This window comes from Pseudomonas marvdashtae, assembly GCF_014268655.2.
Classification (GTDB): Bacteria; Pseudomonadota; Gammaproteobacteria; order Pseudomonadales; family Pseudomonadaceae; genus Aquipseudomonas; species Aquipseudomonas marvdashtae.
On the sequence record NZ_JABWQX020000008.1, the window covers coordinates 26466 to 46555 of the forward strand.

Sequence of the window (20090 nt, forward strand, 5' to 3'; positions counted from 1 at the left end):
GATACCGATCGAATCGGCACTCTTTGCCGCTTGCTGGAAGAGCAAACGCAGGCTACCCGCGCGGCGATCCTGGTGTTCCTCACAAGAAAAAAATGACAAGCGTGCGCCCACCTCATCGGCATTCCTTGATTCGTCTTACCCCACCTCCTCCCCCCTGAGTGCGGTACCTATATACCACCCACCCAAACTTTTCTTGAATAGGTTGTGCTGCCAACATTCTTCCAGGAAGAAAGCAGTGGAACACAACCCGTTAACAGCTTCTTACGACTTACCGCCTTTCGTGGGCACCCCCGATACTGACGGTTCGGTCCCTTCCGCCGGACCCGACGACCCACCGCTGGCTGACAGCGCCGTGCTGCCGGATGCCACGCTGGTCGGCCAGCTCAAGGCTTCGCAGCAAGACATGATCCGCCTGAACGACGCCATCCCACGGCCTTCCAATGTGATGAGGCAACACCTGGATTATTGGTTCAGGAAAACCTTCCCTGCCTTGGCGGACAGCGTGACGGTGCACGAGCTGTCCGTGCGCACGCTGCGAGAAGAGACGATCCCGCCTGCGCAGCGCACAGCCGATGGCCCGGCAATCCGTAAGACGGTGGCGGACATCCTCTTTCTCGAGACGCTTTTACTACAAGCCGTCGCCGGCAGGATCGATCCAAGCGCGTTCTTCCATGACCTGGACGACATCGAGATTGTCACCCACCGTGACAACGCTACCGTAGCGCCCGTCGCCCTGAACGAGCGCGCCGTAAAAACGGAAATCAAGCGGCTGATCAACACCACGCCGGCGCTTTATGAACGACTGCTCACCCGTGCATTGGATGAGTTCTGGAACAACCCGGCCAGCTTCAGCCAGGCGCGTAACGTCGGCGACTGGCTGGTGGATGAACTCGCCGGACAACTCAAGGCCCAGGCCGACCTTCATCGGCTGGACACGACACTGAGCCCGCCGATGCACAAAGCGCTGACCGATTATGCGCTGTCGGCACCGGACGCGGCGTCTCGCGCAAAGTTGGCGGAGCGGGTTCGACCCGGGGTGTTCAGCCTGGCAATTACACCCCGCCGGTGGAGCTTCAGCGTTCCGGTGTCCGGGGCCGTGGCCTTGTCGCGACATGACAACGCCAGCGATCCGGGGGCTGCCGTGCTGTACCGCCCGGGCCAGCCGTTGCAAATGTACGAAACATTGCAGGCGCTCAAGACCGACCTGACGCAAGACGGCAACACTGAGGATGAAGTCAATGCCGAGCCCGTCACCGAGCACTTCCTCATTCGCCTGGTCACGGAACTGCGGGCAGCGCAGAAAGCCGCCGTGTGCAACGCCGTGCTGGAAGGTCCGGCAGTGTCGGAAGAAATCACCGCCTGGATGAACAGGATCGACGTGGCAGCAGACATCGGCCACGAGCTGGATCTGGCGAGCGCCATGGACGAGCGCGAGCTGCGGCTGAATCTGAAGAGACTCCATGCCTGGCTGCACGGCAACTCGCACGTCACCGCCAGCGATCGCCTGGCGTGGTGGACGGCGACGCAGGCCGTGCACAAAACCCTGACCGACCTGCCCCTGCCACCGGACCCGGTAACGCTGGCCACTCCGGAGGCCCTTGAGGACCGGACCCGCCAGTTGCTCGCCGACGTCATCAAGGCGAAATACCCGCCGGTCGACCCTGAGGACGTGTCCCTGAGCATCAGGAAAACCGTGGTCGATCCCCACGCTCCGACGGGGGGCTCGCCGTTTGGCTCCGGGGTCTCGCAAGGCAGCGTGATGAGGATCGTCGATGACTGTCGTTCCCTGACCCAGTGGGCGATGTCCAACCTGACCCGGGACGAACGCAATGCCCCTCACCCAACCGTGGAAGGGCCGCTGAGCTTCGCACAGATTGTGGAAGTCATTGAAAGGGCGAACATTGGCGCCCTGCTTCCGGCCGAGCTGCAACGTGTAGCCCGAGAGCGCCAGGCACAGTGGATGGCGCTGAAAGCGCAACAGATGCGCGCCCAAGTGTGGGCGGCTCATATTTCGGGCGACTTGAGGCAAGACCGGGACAATACCGGCTTGAAGTTGGTGCTGGCCGCGCTGGACGGTCCGACGGCGGCAGTGCGCGGTAAGGTCAATGGGCACGAGGTAGTGGTCCGCCAACTGCAATGGGGCGACAGCGTGCTGAAGGAATTGCTGGCGTTTGGGGTGAAGATGACGGCGAGCCGCCCCTCGTTGACGCTGTACACGCCAGGCGCGCCCGATGGCAAGACGTTCAGGGACGTGGATGCGGCAAGCGCCCGGGCATTGGAATTAACCTTGGCGCAAACACTCACCGCTACGTCGCAGATGACCCGCTGGCTCATTTCACACTTGCCGCTGCTCGAACAGGCCGAGCAACTTGCCAGCCTGGTGGTGGCCTCCGAAGAGCTGACGCCCGATGAAAAGATCAAGCAAGTCACACAGTCGGTCTTCGCCAGGGCCAAGGACAGGGCACAGGATGATTTCGCGAAGACAATCTCTTCGCCCGTGGTAGAGGGGGATGTGTTCAAGGCGTTGCATGAGACGCAAATCACCCATGGGATCAAGACGGTGGACATGTTGACGGTGACCAATGCCGAGCGCGACAGCGCCTCCGCCCAAGAAGGACGCCGCAGCGCGGTCATGCTGCTGACGGGCGCGATGTCAATGTTCCCGGCAGGTCGGCTGGGCGGCCTATTGGGGCGTGCGATCCTGCCGACCATGGCCGCGGGCGCCGCAGTGTCCGCGATAGACTCCGAGGGCGGCAGCCTCCATCAGTGGACCCACGATTTCATCGGCGGGCTGGGGGACGTCCTGGCCGAGGCAGGGCAGGACTTGATCATGGCACGCGCCGGCCGCCATCGAGGTCAGGCACGCCCGGCGCTATCGGCCCTGCCTCGCATGCCGGACCCAGACCTGGAACCGTTCGTTCTCAAAGGATTTGACGGCAAGGGATTGGTGCCCGAGGGGCGCAGCCGCTACAGCGACGCAAGCGGGCAGGATTATTTGAAGCTGGGCGAGGGTTACTACAAGACACAGGTGCAGGCGGGCGAAAGGATCATCTATGCGCCAAACAACCGCACGCACCAACGGACAGTGACTTGGCAAAATGGCCAATGGAAAATTGAAGAGCCGTTACGGTTGCTCGGCGGTGGACCTGCATACAGCCTGCTCGGCTGGACCGCGGAAACCCCACGGCAGAAAACGATCAATGCATTGGTGGAAGGGGTGCTGGTCAAGAATCGCTATCGCTACGGCGATACAGTCAACACCGCAAAGCGTATCTTCAATTCGATGCCCGATGAACTGGCCGAGCGCATCCTTCGCGAAAGCATGGCGGAGACAGGCGTGCCCGATATAGAAGCTTATCGCTCACGGATATATGACCTGACGCAGGACCCCACCAGCTTGGCGCACCATCAAACGGCGCATAACAACCTGCTGGACAAGATGAACACTTGGAGCGTCGTCCTCCTCAGCAGTAAAGACATCGAGACAAATGTATCAGGCGTACACCTCACGGATCCGCAGAAAATAAAAATCTACGACACGGTCCTGACAAATAAAAAGGAGTTCTTTAGCGACGACCGGATTCACGTCAATACAGCGGTCATCACCGATAACGTCACCGGCGCCGTATTCATGGCGTATACCGCCAATCAAGGGAAAAAGAAAACAGCCATAGAAAAAATAGCGAGGGAAACCCGGGAAATGATCGAGGCGGCAGAAACCACCATGAATGCCAAGGCATTGAAACTGTTCCCTGGAAATGCACCGGAAACAGTGACTGCCAGGCGAACATACATCGCCTCGGTCGAATACCACAACGAGTTGGTTGAAGCCCTCAGGCAAGAGAAGATACGCCGGCACAAACCGGGGCTGTTGACAGAAATAAGGAACCATCGGATTCCTTACTTCATTGCCAACAAGGGCCAGACACAGCGATCCATGACCTTGGTCACCGGAGAGGATATTAATAAGTTTACAAACACACTTTCGTACTACGAACCCTTCGACATCGAAATCGTCACCCAGGCACGGACAAATAAAGTGACCGGCACACAGCCCGCGCCTCCCTCCCCTGTTTTACCCGAGCCAACCCTCGCACGGGACAAGTTTGAGGCAGACACCAGCCCACTGGCTGAAACACAAATGTCATACGCCAACTTCCCCGAAACAGCCAGGGCAAAAACAATGGAAATCATGGATAACATTCGTGCGGGCAGGGTGACCACTAAAAAAATCAATCAATACTACTGGTACGACATGGCCCAGTTGTCCCCCGGCAGCGGCCGAGGTGCATGGCGCGCCGCGTTTGAACGCCAGGGCGATACCTGGACGCTGCAGGGGTTTTATGACTATCACGTCAACAAGCCTGCGACGGTCTGGGGGGGATGACTGAAAGAGAAGCCCCCACAGCGTCATGAACGAAGAAGGGCGCCTTTGGGGCGCCCTTCTTAATCAGCACGACTCAAGACAGCCGAGTTACTCAGCTTGAATCAACTTGCTTTCGACCACCCCGGCGCGGCCGGTTTTTTCATCGACAACCTGTAGGTTGTTACGAGCCTTGATGAAACCCACTTTCACTTCCTGCCAGACAAAATAGTTCTTGCCAGCTTCTGTGCTGAGCTTGAGCTCTGAATCGTTTTCCGCAGACGACACCAACGTCTGCTGGCCGGCCGGTACCGATAGCATCAAATACGACTTGGCAACGGTCTGCCCAACAGCTTTACCGTTGAGTGTTACCGGCATTTTCACCCCAGCGCCCATGCTTTCGTTGCGGTAAACGTAGATGTTCGCTTTGTCAGGGACAGTCTGGAAGGTTTTCGCTTGCGCATCCTGGGTGTCATCCGCCATTTTTACCGAAGCACACCCTGTGGTCAGCGCGGCGACTGCCAGCAAGGCGGTAAAGGTCAACTGCTTGAACATCCTGTTTCTCCATGATTGGGTTGGTCGAACAATGGGATATCGGCCGAAGCGTTGGAAAACTAAAGTAATGTTGGTATGCCCGAGCACGGGTGGGCCTGTCATTACCCACTTCAGCTTTATGGCCTTACAACTCCACCCCATCGGTCAACAACGCCACAAACGCCGCCGCCATCGGCGAGCGCTGGTCCTTGCGCTGTACCAGCCACACCGCCGACACCGCCACCGGGTCGAGCAGCGGTCGATAGACCACCCCATCGATACGCATGCGCTGGTAGGACGCCGGCAATACCGAGACGCCCAACCCCGCCGCGACCAAGCCAATGATGGTCATGGCTTCGCCGGCTTCCTGGGCGAAATGCGGGCTGAAGCCGGCGTCGCGGGCCAGGCTCAGAAGTTGGGCGTAGAGGCCACTGCCGTAGCTGCGGGGGAAGAACACGAACGGCTCCAGGGCCAAGGCCGAGAGAAACAGGCCCTCTTCGTTGCCCTGGGCCAGGGGATGCTTGGCGCTGAGCACGGCCACCAGCGGTTCGCGGCTGAGTTCGATTTCCGTCAAGGTGTCGGGCAGCGGTAACGGTCGCATGATGCCCACCTCGATCACGTCGTCCACGAGTGCATCGGCCACTTGGGTGCTGCTCATTTCCCGCAGGTTCAGGTGCACCGCCGGGAAGCGTTGCCGGAATGAGAAGATCGCCTGGGGAATGGTCGAATTAAACGGTGCCGAGGAGGTGAAGCCGATTTTCAGCTCGCCTAATTCACCCAACTGGGCACGGCGGGCCACGTCGGCGGCCTTGTCCACCTGGACCAACACCCGTCGCGCTTCTTCAAGGAACAACCGCCCGGCCTCGCTCAATTCGACCCGACGATTGGTGCGCTCGAACAACCGTGCGCCAATCTCCTGTTCCAGTGCCTGGATCTGCTGGCTCAACGGCGGCTGGGAGATGCCCAGGACCAGCGCGGCGCGGCCGAAATGCAATTCTTCGGCAACGGCGATGAAATAACGCAGGTGACGCAGTTCCATGAGGCCATCCAATAGGTCGCTGAACGTCTTAAACAGGTCGAATAATATATTGGATAGAAACATTAGCCGGCTATATGCTTTTTTCATTGCCTGCCTGATCGTGCTCTTGCGAGGTCCACCGTGAAAACTGCTGTCGCTCCACTGGCCCATGAAATCCCGCCGCGTGCGCAGGACGTCACCACCGAACTCAAGGACATCTACATCGAGAAAGGCACGCCGTTGTTCATGCGCACGGTGCTGGCGCTGTTCTGCGGTGGCTTTGCGACCTTCGCCCTGTTGTATTGCGTGCAACCGATGATGCCGCTGCTGTCTCGGGAGTTTTCCATCAACGCGGCGCAGAGCAGCCTGATCCTGTCGGTGGCGACCGGCCTGCTCGCCATCGGCCTGTTGATCACCGGCCCGATTTCCGACCGCATCGGGCGCAAGCCGGTGATGGTCACGGCGCTGTTCGCCGCGTCGCTGTGCACGATTGCCAGCGCCATGATGCCGACTTGGGAAGGTGTACTGCTGCTGCGCGCCTTGGTGGGGCTGTCGCTGAGCGGGTTGGCGGCGGTGGCGATGACGTATTTGAGCGAGGAAATCCACCCCAAGCACATCGGCCTGGCGATGGGGCTGTACATCGCCGGCAACGCCATTGGCGGCATGTGCGGACGCCTGATCACCGGGGTCTTGATCGACTTTGTCAGCTGGCACACCGCGATGTTGGTGGTTGGCGGGCTGGCGCTGATCGCGGCGGCGGTGTTCTGGCGGATTCTTCCCGAGTCACGCAACTTCCGCCCCCGTTCGCTGCACCCGCGCAGCCTGCTGGACGGTTTCGTCATGCACTTTCGCGACGCCGGGTTGCCGCTGCTGTTTCTTGAAGCCTTCGTGCTGATGGGCGCGTTCGTGACGCTGTTCAACTACATCGGCTATCGCCTGCTGGCCGCGCCTTATCATCTGGACCAGGCCTTCGTCGGGTTGCTGTCGGTGGTGTACCTGTCGGGCATCTACAGTTCGGCAAAAGTCGGCGCCCTGGCGGACAAACTCGGTCGGCGCAAAATGCTCTGGGCAACCATCGCGCTGATGCTCGCCGGCCTGGTGCTGACCATGGCCACGCCGCTGTGGCTGGTGATCCTGGGCATGTTGGTATTCACCTTTGGTTTCTTCGGCGCCCATTCGGTCGCCAGCAGCTGGATCGGCCGCCGCGCGCTCCAAGCCAAGGGCCAGGCCTCGTCGCTTTATCTGTTCAGTTATTACGCCGGATCAAGCGTCGCGGGTACGGCGGGCGGCGTTGCCTGGCACCTGGGCGGCTGGAACGGGGTCGGCCTGTTCATCGGTGGCTTGCTGGTGATTGCGTTGTGGGTGGCGGTGAAGCTGGCGAAATTGCCGTTGTTGCCGGGGAATGTGCAGGTTTAGCCATCACAAGAGCCCTGTTCAACCCCGGAACAGAGCGAACACTTTGTGGCGAGGGGATTTATCCCCGCTGGGCTGCGTAGCAGCCCCCTAAGCAGTCAACTCAATCTGCCTGACACACGGCGTTGTCGGCATTTAGGATCGCTTCGCGCCCCAGCGGGGATAAATCCCCTCGCAACAACAGCCCATACGCCTGCTCAAGATGTTGTGCGCTCGGTCGGTCATTGACGCAAAACCACTCGCGCCTCTAACACATCATCACGCACTTCCAAGGTCAGCGACTGAAGCACCGCGCCCTCCCGCTCTTGTTGATCCAACCAATGCAGCAACGCATTCGCCTCACCCTTGACGGCGAGTCGCAACGAGTCGCCGTCGACCTCCATTTCCGCCATGTCCAACCCCACCGCTGTAGCACTTGCGTTGACGCGCACCGACAAGGGTCGGGTGGCGGCCGTCGTAATCCGGGAGGGTTCGGCGCGCTGGATCCGGGCGTTCAGTTCGGCCTGTTGGCGATGCTGTCGTTCGGCAACCTCCAGTCGTTGCCGGGTCGGTTGCCAGATCGCGGTGTAGGCCAACGCCACCGATAACAATCCGGCAAGCCCCAGCAACAAACCTTGCTCTCGGCGCGAGAGGTTTCCCCAGGCCTGTTGCAGGACCCGCCATCCATTGACGCCCATCAACTGTTCTCCAGCGTGAGGAGGGCCTGCACGCGGTTGTGCTGTTTACTCGCGCTGCCCAGGGTGACGGAAAATCCGTTTTGCAGCCCGCGCTCACGCAGTTGTTCAAGTTCGACGAAACTGTTCGCCGTCAGTTGGATCTTCCAGCCCTCGCCCTCACGAAAATCGATGCGCTGCACCTCGACGTTGCTGGCGCCAATGACCTGCTCGGTCAGACGGGCCAAACGCGCGACTTGGGTGACCTGGCTTTGCCCACGACGGCCCTGCAATGCCTGGAACTGCGCCGCCAGGTCGACGATCCGCACCTGCCCCGGGTACAGCGACCTGAATCGCTGCTCGCTTTGGGCATACAAAAGCCGGGTTTCACTTTCAAGAAAGCGCACGCGGGCTTCGCTGAAAGCCCAGGTGAGCACCAGCAGGCCCAGCATCACCGCCGAAGCGCCACGCCATGGCAACGAGCTTCGGCGTCGACGAAACTCACCTTGCAACAGGTCGATGGGACGTCCACCCGCGTTCAGCAGCCATGCATCGATAGCTGGGCAATCGCGCTCTTCGTCCAACCAATGAATGTCTTCCGGCAGGCTGGGCTTGAGCGCCGCCAAGGCCCGTGCCGACAACGGCACCCGCGCGGGCAGTCCTCCACCCAACAGCCAGCGCCCGAACCAACGCACCCCAAACGCCTGGTCATCAGCAATCAGATCAGCATCGACATGCACCGCGCGCGTATCAATGCCTTGCTCGGCGAGCAGCGCCAGCAGCGCCTGGAACCGGGTACGCGCCGTCACCATCAGTGGATAACGCTGCTGACGGTCCCGCGGGCCGGCGCTGATGTGCAGCGTCTCCAGGTTTTCACTCAATTGTTCTTCGATGGCGAACGCCAGGGCCTGGGGCCGGGGCTGGCGTCGGGAGGGCCACGGATCGCTGCGCAACCAGCTGCACATTTCCATGGGCAGCAACACATCGACGGGCCGTCCGCGCATTTCGCCGGCCGCCTTGTGCAATGGCAGGCGACGACGCTCGCCGGTGGGCGACCACACGCAACACGGCCAGTTGGCGCACGGCGCGTCCAAGCCTTCGGCTGTCAGGTAAAGCCAGGTTTTCATCAAGGGAGCTCGCTGGGGGTCAAGGGTAAGAAACGTCGCTGGCGAACCGTCCAGCGCCCGCTCTCAGAATCGCGCTCGATATCCGAGGCCAGGCGCAGACGGCTGTCGCCATGGATCACGCTCACGGTGATTCGGAACCAGCGGCTGCTCACGCCCAGGCCATGGCTGCTGAGGCCCAAGCCGGACAACAACGGGTCATTGGTAAACGCCTGCGCACTGGCGTATGGCGCCTGGCGACGCTGGTCGGCCAACGTCTTGGCGGGCCCGGTTTCCATCCCATCAAGGGTCATCAGCACAAGGTGCGGGGCGGTATTGACGTTCAGTCGCGCGTCCTTGGGCAGCAACACCACCCAGGGCTCCAGGCGTCGCAGCGTCTGACCGTCGATGCCCGGCAGCAGGCGCAATTGACTCAACTCCTGCACCGGCCCCATCTGGGGCAACGCCAGCGGCGGCAGATCCAGCAGGGCCAGCAAGCGACTCCAGCGACCGAGGGTGACCTGATCGATTTGCCCCAAGGCCAGCAGCCCATTGAGATTCAAGCGTCCGGACAAATCCTCGATACCGATGTGCAGCTCGGCGCTGTCCACTTCCAAGACGGACCCGAGCCGGGCCCAATCCTGGCTCAGGTCAACGGGCCCGGACGGTGTTATCCCACTGTTTTCCAATACCACCCGCGCCCAGTCCTCCCCGGCCAAACCCAATTGCCGCAACTGGACCTGTTGCAGTTGCTGCGCGCTGCTATGCAATAACAGGCGATGGCTGCGCAACAGCCCACCGACCAGCAGCAAGGCCAGGCTCAACACCAGCAGCACGCTGATCAGCGCCACGCCCCGTTGGCGCTTCATGGCAACGCCTCCGGCAACGGCAGCACTCGGCGAATCTGCTCGAAACGCCCCGCCGACACGATCAATTCCAGCGCCAGCGGCGCGGTGTCACTCGCGGTTTCGCGGTGCCAGCCCCGTTGCCGGTCGAACACCCGCCAGCTCAAGCTGCGGACGTCGCCGAGCAATTTCTGCCGCTGAACAACGGTCGAGCCTTCTCCGACACTGTCGCGCCACAACGTCGTCCCTTCAAGTCGATAGATCACCGCTTGGCGCTCGCTGCGTGGCTGATCCAGTGGGTTGCGCCAATGGCTGCGTTGCAATTGCAAATGTCCGGGCGCGAGCACGACCGAGTCGGCAACCGCCTGCCACACATCCCGTTCGATCACGCCGACAGCACGCTGCAAGGCCCTGATGTCGCGCTCATGCTGACCGGCCCCTTGCTGGGTCCGCACGACGCCATCGAACAACCGCCAACTGGCCAGGCCGAGCAAGGCAAAAATGGCGATGGCGATGACCAGCTCCAACAAGGTGAAACCCGACTGCCTATTCATGACGGCTGCGGATCCACCCGATGGTGCGGTGCACGACGATCGAGTTGTCGCCGCGGCTGACCTGGATCTCGGCCTGCAGCAGGCGCCCGTCACGGGCCGGGGCGATACGCTGTTGCAAGATCCAATCGCGGCGACCCAGGTGCCGGTTCAGTCGCTGTTGCCCGGGCGTCGTGACGGCTTGCAGACGCAGTTCGCTCAACTGATTGTCCGCCAGCCAGGCACCGAACAGACGGTCCTCAAGGCCAGCGCTTTGCTTGAGCACGAACTGGCTGGCCGAGAGCACGGCCGCCGCCAGCGTGGCGAAAATGGCCAGGGCGATCATGACTTCCAACAGCGTGAAACCCTGGCAGCCAGCGGCCTGCCTGCGTGCGTTATTCATCGACCAGCGGCTCCGCCAGACCGTCGCTCGATACCCGGGCAACCGTCTGCCCAGCGACGTTGACGAGCAGCCTGAACGGGCTGGTCTCGTCACTGCTGAGCATCAGCAACTGTGGTGGGCCTTGAACGTGATCGAGGCGCAGGACATGCCCCTCCTGCTCCAATCCGAACGTCAGGCCCTCGGGCAATCGATGCAACGCCGACACCGCCGTCCAGTCCTGGGCTTGGAGTCGCAACGCCTGATAACCGCCAGGCTGCACGCGCAGACCGTATTCCTCCCCGTCCAACACCGCCCGCTCGCGCAACTGCTGCACCACCGCGACAAAGTCCCGAGCGTGTTGCCGCGCCTCACGCGCCGGGCTCGACCCCGTGGCGAAACGGACCATGCCCGCCAGGACCCCGATCAAGACGATGACCACCATCAGCTCCAGCAAGGTGAAGCCGCGGCAACAACGCTGCATGGTCACTCGACCCAATTGCCGATGTCGGCCGCCATCCCTTCACCGCCCGGCATGCCGTCGGCCCCCAGGGAGTAGAGGTCATAGCTGCCATCGATGGTTTTGTGCCCGGGATTGAGGTACTGGTAGGGCGTGCCCCAAGGGTCGACCGGCAGGCTTTTCAGATACCCTTGCGGGTTCCAGTTCCTTGCCACGGGCGTGCCGGACGGGCGCTTGCTCAACGCCTCCAGGCCTTGTTGGGTCGAGGGGTACTGAAAGTTGTCGAGACGGTACATTTCCAGGGCCGTGGCAATCGCCTGGACGTCGGTCCGGGCGGCCGTGACTTTGGCCTGGTCGGGGCGGCTCATGAACTGCGGGACCACGATGGCGCCCAGCACGCCAATGATGACCACCACCACCATGATTTCAATCAGGGTAAAACCGCGTTGATGCCTTGCAGGTCGGTTGCTTTGGAATTTCATCGGTCAATTCACCAATTGGTTGAGGCTCAGGATCGGTAGGAGGATGGCCATGACAATCAGCAGCACGACGCCGCCCATCAACACCAACATGGCCGGTTCGAAAAGGCTCACCACCAGCGCGATGCGCGCCGCGAGGCTGGCTTCCTGTTGTTCGGCGGCCCGGGCCAACATGTTGTCGAGTTCGCCGGCTCGTTCGCCGCTGGCGATCATGTGCAGCATCAGTGGCGGGATATCACCGCCCTGCTCCAGGCCACGGGTCAGGGTCCCGCCCTCGCGAACTGAACGAGCGACATCGGCCATGCGGGCGCGGATCGCCAGGTTGCCGATCACTTGCGCGCCAATGTGCAAGGAATCCACCAGCGGCACCGCGCTTTTGCTAAGGATCGCCAGGGTGCTGGCGAATCGCGCCGCTTCCATCGCCCGCGACACTTCGCCCAGCAGCGGCAGGCGCAGTAGCAAACGGTGCCAGCGCAGACGCCAGGCCGGTTGGCGCAAGCTCCAGCGCCACAGCGCGAACAAGCCGGCCAGGGCACCGAGCAGCAGCAGGCCATGGCGACGCAAGCCATCGCTCACGGCGATCAGCGCCTGGGTCAGCCAAGGCAAGGGCTGGCCACTGTCGATGAAAATCTTCACCACATCCGGCACCACGTAGCCCAGCAGGAACGCGACAATCGCGACGCAGGCCAGCATCAGGATCAGCGGGTACACCAACGCCAGTTGAATGCGTTGGCGCGATGCCTGGCGTGCCTGGGTATAGGTCGCCAATTGTTCCAACACCTGGCCCAGATGACCGGACTGTTCGCCCGCAGCGACCGTGGCGCAGAACAGCTCGGGAAAGGCCTGGGGAAAGGCCCCCAGCGCCGTCGCCAGTGCCTGGCCTTCCATCACACGGCTGCGCACCGCCGCCAGCAGATTGGCGACGCGCCGCTTCTGGCTCTGTTGCGCCACTGCTCCCAGTGACTCTTCGAGGGGCAAACCGGCCTGGATCAAGGTGGACAACTGCAACGTGAGCAATGCCAGATCAGCCGGGCTCAAATGGCCCCCACTGGACCGGCGTCCAGGAGTCCGCTCTGCTGCTTCGCGTAATTCGCTGGGCAGCAAGCCCCGTTCGCGTAGCAACTGACGCGCATGACGGGGGCTGTCGCCCTCGATACGCCCCTTGCAGCGCCGGCCCTGGGCATCTTCGGCCCGATAGTCGAAGGTCGGCATGCGCTAGTCCTCTTGGGTGATGCGCAGCAGTTCATCGACGCTGGTCAAGCCTTCAAGTACCCGCCGCCGCCCATCCTGGAACAGGCTGCGGGAGGTCTTGCGCGCCTCGAGGGTCAATGCCTGCTCGGTGGCGCCCTGGTGGATCAGCTGCGACAGCGCGGCGCTGACATTCACCAGTTCGTAGATGCCGATACGCCCGCGATAACCTTTTTGGCAATGGTCGCAGCCCTGGGCCTTGAACAGTCGTGGCGCGGCGTTGGCATCGAGCCCCAGGCGCCGGCAGATGGCCGCATCGGCCACATAGGGCGTCTTGCAGGACGGACACAGGGTTCGCAACAACCGCTGGGCGACGATACCGGCCACGGACGACGCCAGCAGATAGGCATCCACGCCCATGTCCATCAACCGCGTGAATGCGCCGACGGCGGTGTTGGTGTGCAACGTCGACAACACAAGATGGCCGGTCAGGGAAGCCTGGACCGCAATTTCCGCCGTTTCGCGGTCGCGTATTTCGCCGACCATCACCACGTCCGGGTCCTGGCGCAAAATAGCCCGCAAGCCACGGGCAAAGGTCATGTCGACCTTGGGATTGACCGGCATCTGGCCGATGCCTGGCAAGTGATATTCGATGGGGTCTTCGACGGTGAGAATATTACGGCTCTGGTCGTTGATGCTGCTCAACGCCGCGTAAAGGCTGGTGGTTTTTCCCGACCCCGTCGGCCCGGTGACCAATACGATGCCGTGGGGTTTGCAAAGCAACCGACGCAGACTTGCCAGGGTATCGTCGGGCAAGCCCAGGCGCTGCAGATCCAAGCGGCCGGCCTGTTTGTCGAGCAGGCGCAATACCACGCGCTCGCCATGGGCTGAAGGCAGGGTCGAGACCCGCACATCGACCTCGTGACCGGCCAGGCGCAACGCCATTCGACCGTCCTGGGGCACACGCTTTTCGGCGATGTCCAGGCGCGCCATGACCTTGATCCGCGATACCAGCAGATTCGCCAACTCCCGGCGCGGACGCAGCATTTCCTGCAGCTGTCCGTCGATGCGCATGCGGACCGACAGGTATTGCTCGAACGTTTCAAGATGCACATCCGAGGCGTGTTCACGAACCGCTTCGCTGAGCAAGGCATTGATCAGACGAATGATCGGAGCATCGCCTTGTTGCTCCAAAAGATCGGTTGTCTGTGGCACCTGATCGGCCAGGCTGAGCAGGTCCAGTTCCTCGTCCAGCCCTTGGGCTACTTGCTCGGCGGCGCTCTGTCCCTGGCGATAGGCGCTGGCCAGGCGTGTGGCGAACTGAGCCGGTTCCAGCACCTGGATCGAAGGATCCTGACCACACAAGCGCCGAACCTCGGCCAACGCCGTCAGCGGCGTATCGCGGCGCATCGCCAGGCTCAGGGTCGCACCGTCGCCTTCCAGCAGCACGCCATGGCGCCTGGCAAAACCGAAGGGCAGCCGGGCCTGCGACTCACTCACAGGTCACCCGCCTTCGGTTGACGCAAGTCAGTCACCGGGGCATCCGAAGACGGCTCGAATAGCTGGCGAGCGTCCTTGGGTAGCAACAAGGAATTATTCTGTCGGGGGCTCGGCTTGCTCAGGTCTCGCAACGCGTCGTAGCGCTGACGGCTCACGTCGGCCAGGTCTTCCTTGCTGCGCACGATAGTGGGACGCAGGAAGACCATCAGGTTGCTTTTGGTCTGGATGTCGCGATTCCAGCGAAACAGCGCTCCCAGGTACGGAATGCTGCGCAGCAGGGGCACGCCGCTTTCCTGGGTACGAACACTGTCGCGAATCAGGCCGCCGATAACGATGATCTCCCCATCGTCCGCCAGGATCGTGCTTTTCAAGGCGCGCTTGTTGGTAATCAGGTCGGAAGACTCCAGGCCGGAAACCGACGGTGCGATGTCCGAGACTTCCTGCTCGACTTCAAGGCGCAACGTGGAGCCTTCGTTGATGTAGGGCTTGATCTTGAGGCTGATGCCCACGTCCTTGCGTTCCACGGTGGTGAACGGATTGTCCGCACCGCTGCTGTTGGTGGCGTAGGAGCCGGTCTTGAAGGGGACGTTCTGGCCGACGATGATCTCCGCTTCCTGGTTGTCCAGCGTCAGCAGGCTTGGGGTGGAAAGCAGATTGCTGCGAGTACTGCTCGCCAGCGCCGACACCAGCGCGCCGAAACGATCGCCGCCCAGCTGCAGGACGGCGCCTTCCGGGGCCTTGTCGAGTTTGTTGAATTTCAGCCCGCCGATGATCGGAATATCGGTTCCTGGGAAATTGATGAGCCCTGAAGCACTTCCGGTTTTGAGTCCCCACTGCACACCCAGCGCTTCGGAAATGTCCCCGGAAATCTCGACGATGGCCGCATGGATCAATACTTGGGCACGGGGTTGATCCAGTTCGCGAACGATCTGCTCGATAGTGCGGACCTGCGCCGGTTCGGCGATCAGCACCAAAGCGTTCTGGCTTTCATCAGCCTTGATCATGAACGACGCCGTGGAAGTGTTTTCCCGAGTGCCAGGCACGGACTGGGCCGGATTGTGGTCCTGTCCGATGCCTTCGAGCACTTCGGCCAGTTGTTTGGCATCGCTGTGGCGCAGGCGGATGACTCGCGCGTTGCCCTGGGATGCGGCCGCCGGAACGTCCAGTGTCCGGGCCAGGTCGACCAGGCGTTGACGCACCGACGGCGCGCCGATGATCACCAGGCGATTGCTGCGAGTGTCGGCAATCACCAGGCCTGCCGCATCGCCCTCGCGCTTGCCAGCCGTGGCCTGCATGATCGGCGCGATATCCCCGGCCTGGGCATGACTCAAACGCAGCACCCTGTGGTTGCGGTTACGTCCAGAATCCAACTGGTGCACCACGCCGACAATGCGCTGCACGTTGGCGGCGGTGTCGGTTACCACCAGCGCGTTGGAAGACACTGAAGGGCCGATATAGCCATTGCCCGACACAAGGGGCCGGACCAGCCCGGCAATATCGGCGGCAACACCCGACTGCAAGTCGATGACCCGGGTGACGAACTGCGACGGAGTGGTGTTTTTCACGGCGCTGGCACTGGCCCGCGTCTTGGCATCGCTGACCGGGACGATCAGGATCCGCTCGCCTTCGTCGATCACGGTGAAGTTGTGGGCGTCGAGCACCGAATAGAACAACCGACGCACGCCTTCACGGTCCAGCGCCTGGTGGGACATCACAGTAATACGCCCCGTCACCCGGGGATCGAGCACCACGGTCTTGCCCAGGATGGCCGAGATTTCATCGACCACGTCGCGTAGTTCTGCGTTGTTCATCGCCAGTTGCCATTGGGGCTCTTCGGCGCGCAACGAACCGGTGGGCAACAACGAACAAGACACGGCAAGACAGAACAGGAACCGCGAGGTGCGGCCCCGGATGAAGCTATTCATGAATTCGATCACTCTGATTGCCCAACCACCGGGCGTAGGTATTGCGAAGAACGAAGCGCGGCATGGCGGCCTTCCCCAGGGTCCAGTTTGCGCAACAGAGGTTTGGCTTCCTGCCGCAGGGCCAGCCGCTCTTCCCGCCCGTTGCGCCATAACAGCACATGGCTCGCCTCGACCCGGCGCAGCACGCTGCCGCCCGGCAAGCGCTCACCTACCTGGTAAATTCGCGAGCCAGCGGCGTCGGCCAGCAATGCCCGCGACAAGCCTTGGCCAGCGACAAAACTGGCTTGCAACGTGATCGGTTCAGCGCTTGATGCCTGTGCCCCCCCAAGCGGCAGCCCTAGTACGGTTGCCACCGCTTGCACGTTGGGTAGCTGGCGAACCGGGACTGCCGGTGTGTCGACGACCACTGGCGCATCACGGCTCAACGCCTGGCGAAAGCGCCACTCTTGCTCGGCCAGAAAAACGCCATACAGCAGCGGTATGACCACCAGCAGCTTCGGCAGGCGGCCGCCGCTCAGAAAAGACAGGTTCACCTTTGCGTCCTTGGGACCATCGCGCCCGCAGGCTTTGCGCAGGATCGCCGCCGCGCCATCGGAGGTACGAAAAACTCATGTCTGGCGACCGGTAGCCCGCGCAGCCGAACCCGTTGCCCGAGACAGTTGGAATGCATGGTTGTGACCTCGCTCGAAAGCCCCGGGCAACCTGTACGGAATGCCTGGGGCCGTGCCTGTCAGGACTTACAGCTTGTCCCAGGCGCTTTGCCAGGACGCACCGACACCCGGCTCGAAACCGTTCGACGTCGGGCCGTACTGCTTGCAGTAGCCGGACGCCGGGAACGGCTTGCATTCGAAGACTTCGTCAGTCTTGGGCTGCAGCACTTTCGTGCCGGCGGTGTAGTCGCTGATACCTTCAGGGAATACGAAGTCGTACTCGATGCCCGCGCCTTCACCGGTCAGGGTGACCGCCTGGGTATCCTGGCGGGTGGTGCGCCCGTCTTCGGTGGTTCCCACCAGCGTGAGGGTATGGGCGCCAGGGGCACTGCGCACGTCCAGGTTCAGGTTGGTGCTGCCTTCAGCCACGGTCTTGCTCACGACACCCACCTGTTTGTTCTTCTCGTCGAACAGCGTGGCTTCGAGGTTCATTCTGCGGTTTGTCTGCGCGGCGAACACCATGCTCACCCGACCTTTGTCGAGGACGTATTCTGGTTGCAGGGAGGAAATCTCCATGCTGGCGCCAGCGTCTTCCTGCATGTCCAGTTGCACTTCATAGCGAGTCACACCGCTTTCTTTCTGCGCATACAGGCGGTTGGTGCCCTCGACCGGCGTGATATTGCCGTCATTGTCACGAATACCGGCACGAATCACGGAATGGGCGTTGTTGATGGCTTCGGCCAGCTTGAACGACCAGTTTTCAGGCTTGCCTACTTCAGCGTTATCGATACGGATCTCTACGCTGTATTCGGTACTTTCACCGCTCGCGGAGAACGCCCGGGCCTTGACCTTGTCACCCATCAGCAATGGGGTCGCTGGGGTAATGCTGCCCACCGGCTGCCAGCCGCCCGGCAATGCGGCTTCGGCGAGGATGTTCACATCGGCCGGGTCGTAGAACGCGTTGTCGGTATCGCCCACTGTCCAAACGGCCAGGATGACGTGATGACCCGACTTGCTGTCGGGAATGACGCAGTTGTGTTTGGCGCCTCCGACCGGGACCTGATTAGCACCCTCCACAGTACAGAACGGCGTGCTGTCGAACGAGGCACGCTTAAGCGCTTCGTTTGGGTTCCAGCCGTCGTGGGTAATGAAATATTCGTGCTTGGTTGCAGGGTGCACCGCGGTGTATCGCCATTGAAAGTCAATGTTGCGGTCCTTGATCTCGGTCAAGTGCCAACGCGTGGCCGATTGCGCATCCAAGGCAGAAAACAATGCGTGACCGCCGCTGGCGATCTTGCCGTCAACGGGACCTTGCAGCGGCGCCCCACCGACGCCGTTCGGGAAACCCTTGAAAGTTTCACCGGTACTTTGCGGTTCGTATTGCGCGCCACCGCAATTTTTGTTGTCACCTTTCTGGCAGAGCAACGCGCGCGAAGGCGGTACGTCGAGATAACCATGGGCCAGCACATCTTGAGACGTCATCATGGTTGACAAAAGAACTAAGGAGGTAGTGCACCCCGTTAATACCTTGCTCTTGTTAAAGTTATTTTTCATATAAGTTCCAGACTATTCATCGAAATGAAAGACGTATTACCGCCCCTTGCAAAGGCGCACCAGACGGCTCAGCGCCAAACCTCGCAAGTGCCAGAAACCTTATAGAAAGTTAACCGATTCCTATGTAGGACAAATCTCTCAACATGGAAGGAACGATCTCTGAATCGATTTCCCTTACATAATTAAAGAAATATCGTACAAGCAGATATCGCCATAAAACAAACAACTAAACGCTTCTAAACGATCGGCTGGTCTATATCGAACTGTTAAACATCCAGACATTAAAAAGCCTGTCCGGCACGGGTCCGGACAGGCTGGGTAACAGGGGCAGCAATCAGACGTGATATTGCGCCGACAACTCGTGCACCGCTCGCAGGAAGGCGCCGGCATGTTCCGGATCGACCTCAGGGGTGATGCCGTGGCCGAGATTGAACACATGGCCACTGCCCTTGCCGTAACTGGCGAGGATGCGTCCGACTTCAGCGCGGATGGCTTCAGGCTTGGCGTAGAGCACGGTCGGGTCCATGTTGCCTTGCAGGGCGACCTTGTGGCCGACACGCTCGCGGGCGTTGCCAATGTCGCAGGTCCAGTCCAGACCCAGGGCGTCGGCGCCTGCATCGGCGATGCTTTCCAGCCACAGGCCGCCGTTCTTGGTGAACAGGATCACTGGGACTTTGCGACCTTCGTGCTCGCGGATCAGGCCGCTGACGATCTTGCGCATGTAGGCCAGGGAAAACTCCTGATACGCCGCTGCCGACAGGTTGCCGCCCCAGGTATCGAAGATCTGCACCGCTTGCGCGCCAGCCAGGATCTGGCCGTTGAGGTAGGACGTGACCGACTGGGCCAGCTTGTCCAGCAACAGGTGCATGGCTTGGGGGTTGTCGTAGAGCATCGCCTTGGTCTTGCGGAAGTCTTTCGACGATCCGCCTTCGACCATGTAGGTCGCGAGCGTCCACGGGCTGCCGGAGAAACCGATCAGCGGCACGCGACCGTTGAGTTCCCGGCGAATGGTACTGACCGCGTCCATGACATAGCCCAGGTCTTTCTGCGGATCCGGAATCGGCAAGGCCTCGATATCGGCCAGGGTGCTGACGACTTTCTTGAAGCGCGGGCCTTCGCCGGTCTCGAAGTACAGGCCTTGGCCCATGGCGTCGGGGATGGTGAGGATGTCGGAGAACAGGATCGCCGCGTCCAGCTGCGGGTAGCGATCCAGCGGCTGCATCGTGACTTCGCAGGCGAACTGCGGATTCATGCACAAGCTCATGAAGTCACCGGCCTTGGCGCGGCTGGCACGGTACTCCGGCAGGTAGCGACCGGCCTGACGCATCATCCATACCGGGGTGACGTCTACAGGTTGCTTGAGCAGGGCGCGAAGGAAACGGTCGTTCTTCAGGGCAGTCATGTCGGCATCCGGAAAAAAAGTGCGGGCATTTTCTCAGAGCGCGACGTAAAAGGCACGGCAAGTGCCGTGCCTTTTATCTATCGAGGCAATTTGT

The 20090-nt window shown here is 61.4% G+C and carries 17 protein-coding genes; 2 read left to right on the plus strand and 15 right to left on the minus strand.

All coding sequences use genetic code 11. The features are described 5' to 3' along the window. Window positions 1-235 precede the first annotated feature (235 nt). Complete coding sequence (locus tag HU742_RS25865; RefSeq protein WP_367616120.1) at window positions 236-4387, plus strand: dermonecrotic toxin domain-containing protein; 4152 nt, start codon at window positions 236-238, stop codon at window positions 4385-4387. An 87-nt stretch (window positions 4388-4474) separates the two neighbouring features. Here HU742_RS25865 and HU742_RS25870 read toward each other — a convergent pair whose 3' ends face one another. Both HU742_RS25870 and HU742_RS25875 read right to left on the minus strand, forming a co-directional pair. After that, the gene (locus tag HU742_RS25870) at window positions 4475-4918 is read right to left on the minus strand and encodes a DUF2846 domain-containing protein (protein WP_134922538.1); all 444 of its coding nucleotides are present in this window, start codon (window positions 4916-4918) and stop codon (window positions 4475-4477) included. Between the two features lie 124 nt (window positions 4919-5042). Beyond that, the gene (locus tag HU742_RS25875) at window positions 5043-5936 is read right to left on the minus strand and encodes a LysR family transcriptional regulator (protein WP_186644395.1); all 894 of its coding nucleotides are present in this window, start codon (window positions 5934-5936) and stop codon (window positions 5043-5045) included. Between the two features lie 141 nt (window positions 5937-6077). On the opposite strand from HU742_RS25875, the gene HU742_RS25880 reads away from it, so the two are divergent. Then, window positions 6078-7331 (plus strand): MFS transporter, encoded by a 1254-nt coding sequence (locus HU742_RS25880; protein ID WP_437179914.1) that lies wholly within the window; start codon window positions 6078-6080, stop codon window positions 7329-7331. Window positions 7332-7549: 218 nt separating this feature from the next. On the opposite strand, the gene HU742_RS25885 is transcribed toward HU742_RS25880, so the two are convergent. From HU742_RS25885 to hemE, 13 genes are all read right to left on the minus strand, one after another. Then, window positions 7550-8005: a type II secretion system protein M gene (locus HU742_RS25885; protein ID WP_186644392.1), complete on the minus strand. Its 456-nt coding sequence runs from the start codon at window positions 8003-8005 to the stop codon at window positions 7550-7552. Continuing rightward, a complete protein-coding gene (gene gspL, locus HU742_RS25890) occupies window positions 8005-9108 on the minus strand; it encodes a type II secretion system protein GspL (RefSeq protein ID WP_186644391.1) in 1104 nt (367 codons plus the stop codon). Before gspL ends, HU742_RS25885 begins: the two co-directional genes overlap by 1 nt. Further along, window positions 9108-9953, minus strand: coding sequence for a type II secretion system protein GspK (locus HU742_RS25895; RefSeq protein ID WP_186639681.1), 846 nt, complete (start codon window positions 9951-9953; stop codon window positions 9108-9110). The genes gspL and HU742_RS25895 overlap by 1 nt, the downstream gene beginning before the upstream one ends. Then, window positions 9950-10483, minus strand: coding sequence for a type II secretion system protein GspJ (locus tag HU742_RS25900; RefSeq protein WP_186644389.1), 534 nt, complete (start codon window positions 10481-10483; stop codon window positions 9950-9952). The genes HU742_RS25895 and HU742_RS25900 overlap by 4 nt, the downstream gene beginning before the upstream one ends. After that, on the minus strand, window positions 10476-10862 hold the full coding sequence (gene gspI, locus HU742_RS25905) for a type II secretion system minor pseudopilin GspI (RefSeq protein ID WP_186639677.1): 387 nt from the start codon (window positions 10860-10862) through the stop codon (window positions 10476-10478). The genes HU742_RS25900 and gspI overlap by 8 nt, the downstream gene beginning before the upstream one ends. After that, a complete protein-coding gene (gene gspH / locus HU742_RS25910) occupies window positions 10855-11322 on the minus strand; it encodes a type II secretion system minor pseudopilin GspH (RefSeq protein ID WP_186639675.1) in 468 nt (155 codons plus the stop codon). The genes gspI and gspH overlap by 8 nt, the downstream gene beginning before the upstream one ends. A gap of 2 nt (window positions 11323-11324) precedes the next feature. Beyond that, on the minus strand, window positions 11325-11780 hold the full coding sequence (gene gspG / locus HU742_RS25915) for a type II secretion system major pseudopilin GspG (RefSeq protein WP_186644388.1): 456 nt from the start codon (window positions 11778-11780) through the stop codon (window positions 11325-11327). Window positions 11781-11783: 3 nt separating this feature from the next. Then, window positions 11784-12989 (minus strand): type II secretion system inner membrane protein GspF, encoded by a 1206-nt coding sequence (gspF, locus tag HU742_RS25920; protein WP_186644386.1) that lies wholly within the window; start codon window positions 12987-12989, stop codon window positions 11784-11786. 3 nt (window positions 12990-12992) lie between these two features. Further along, complete coding sequence (gene gspE, locus HU742_RS25925) at window positions 12993-14465, minus strand: type II secretion system ATPase GspE (RefSeq protein WP_186639669.1); 1473 nt, start codon at window positions 14463-14465, stop codon at window positions 12993-12995. After that, window positions 14462-16390, minus strand: a complete 1929-nt coding sequence (gspD, locus tag HU742_RS25930) for a type II secretion system secretin GspD (protein WP_186644384.1) — start codon at window positions 16388-16390, stop codon at window positions 14462-14464. Before gspD ends, gspE begins: the two co-directional genes overlap by 4 nt. Before the next feature lie 8 nt (window positions 16391-16398). After that, window positions 16399-16923: a type II secretion system protein N gene (locus HU742_RS25935; protein WP_186639665.1), complete on the minus strand. Its 525-nt coding sequence runs from the start codon at window positions 16921-16923 to the stop codon at window positions 16399-16401. 204 nt (window positions 16924-17127) lie between these two features. Further along, window positions 17128-18594, minus strand: coding sequence for an N-acetylglucosamine-binding protein GbpA (gbpA, locus tag HU742_RS25940; RefSeq protein ID WP_186644382.1), 1467 nt, complete (start codon window positions 18592-18594; stop codon window positions 17128-17130). A 334-nt stretch (window positions 18595-18928) separates the two neighbouring features. Further along, window positions 18929-19996, minus strand: a complete 1068-nt coding sequence (hemE, locus tag HU742_RS25945; protein WP_186644380.1) for a uroporphyrinogen decarboxylase — start codon at window positions 19994-19996, stop codon at window positions 18929-18931. Between the last annotated feature and the right edge of the window lie 94 nt (window positions 19997-20090).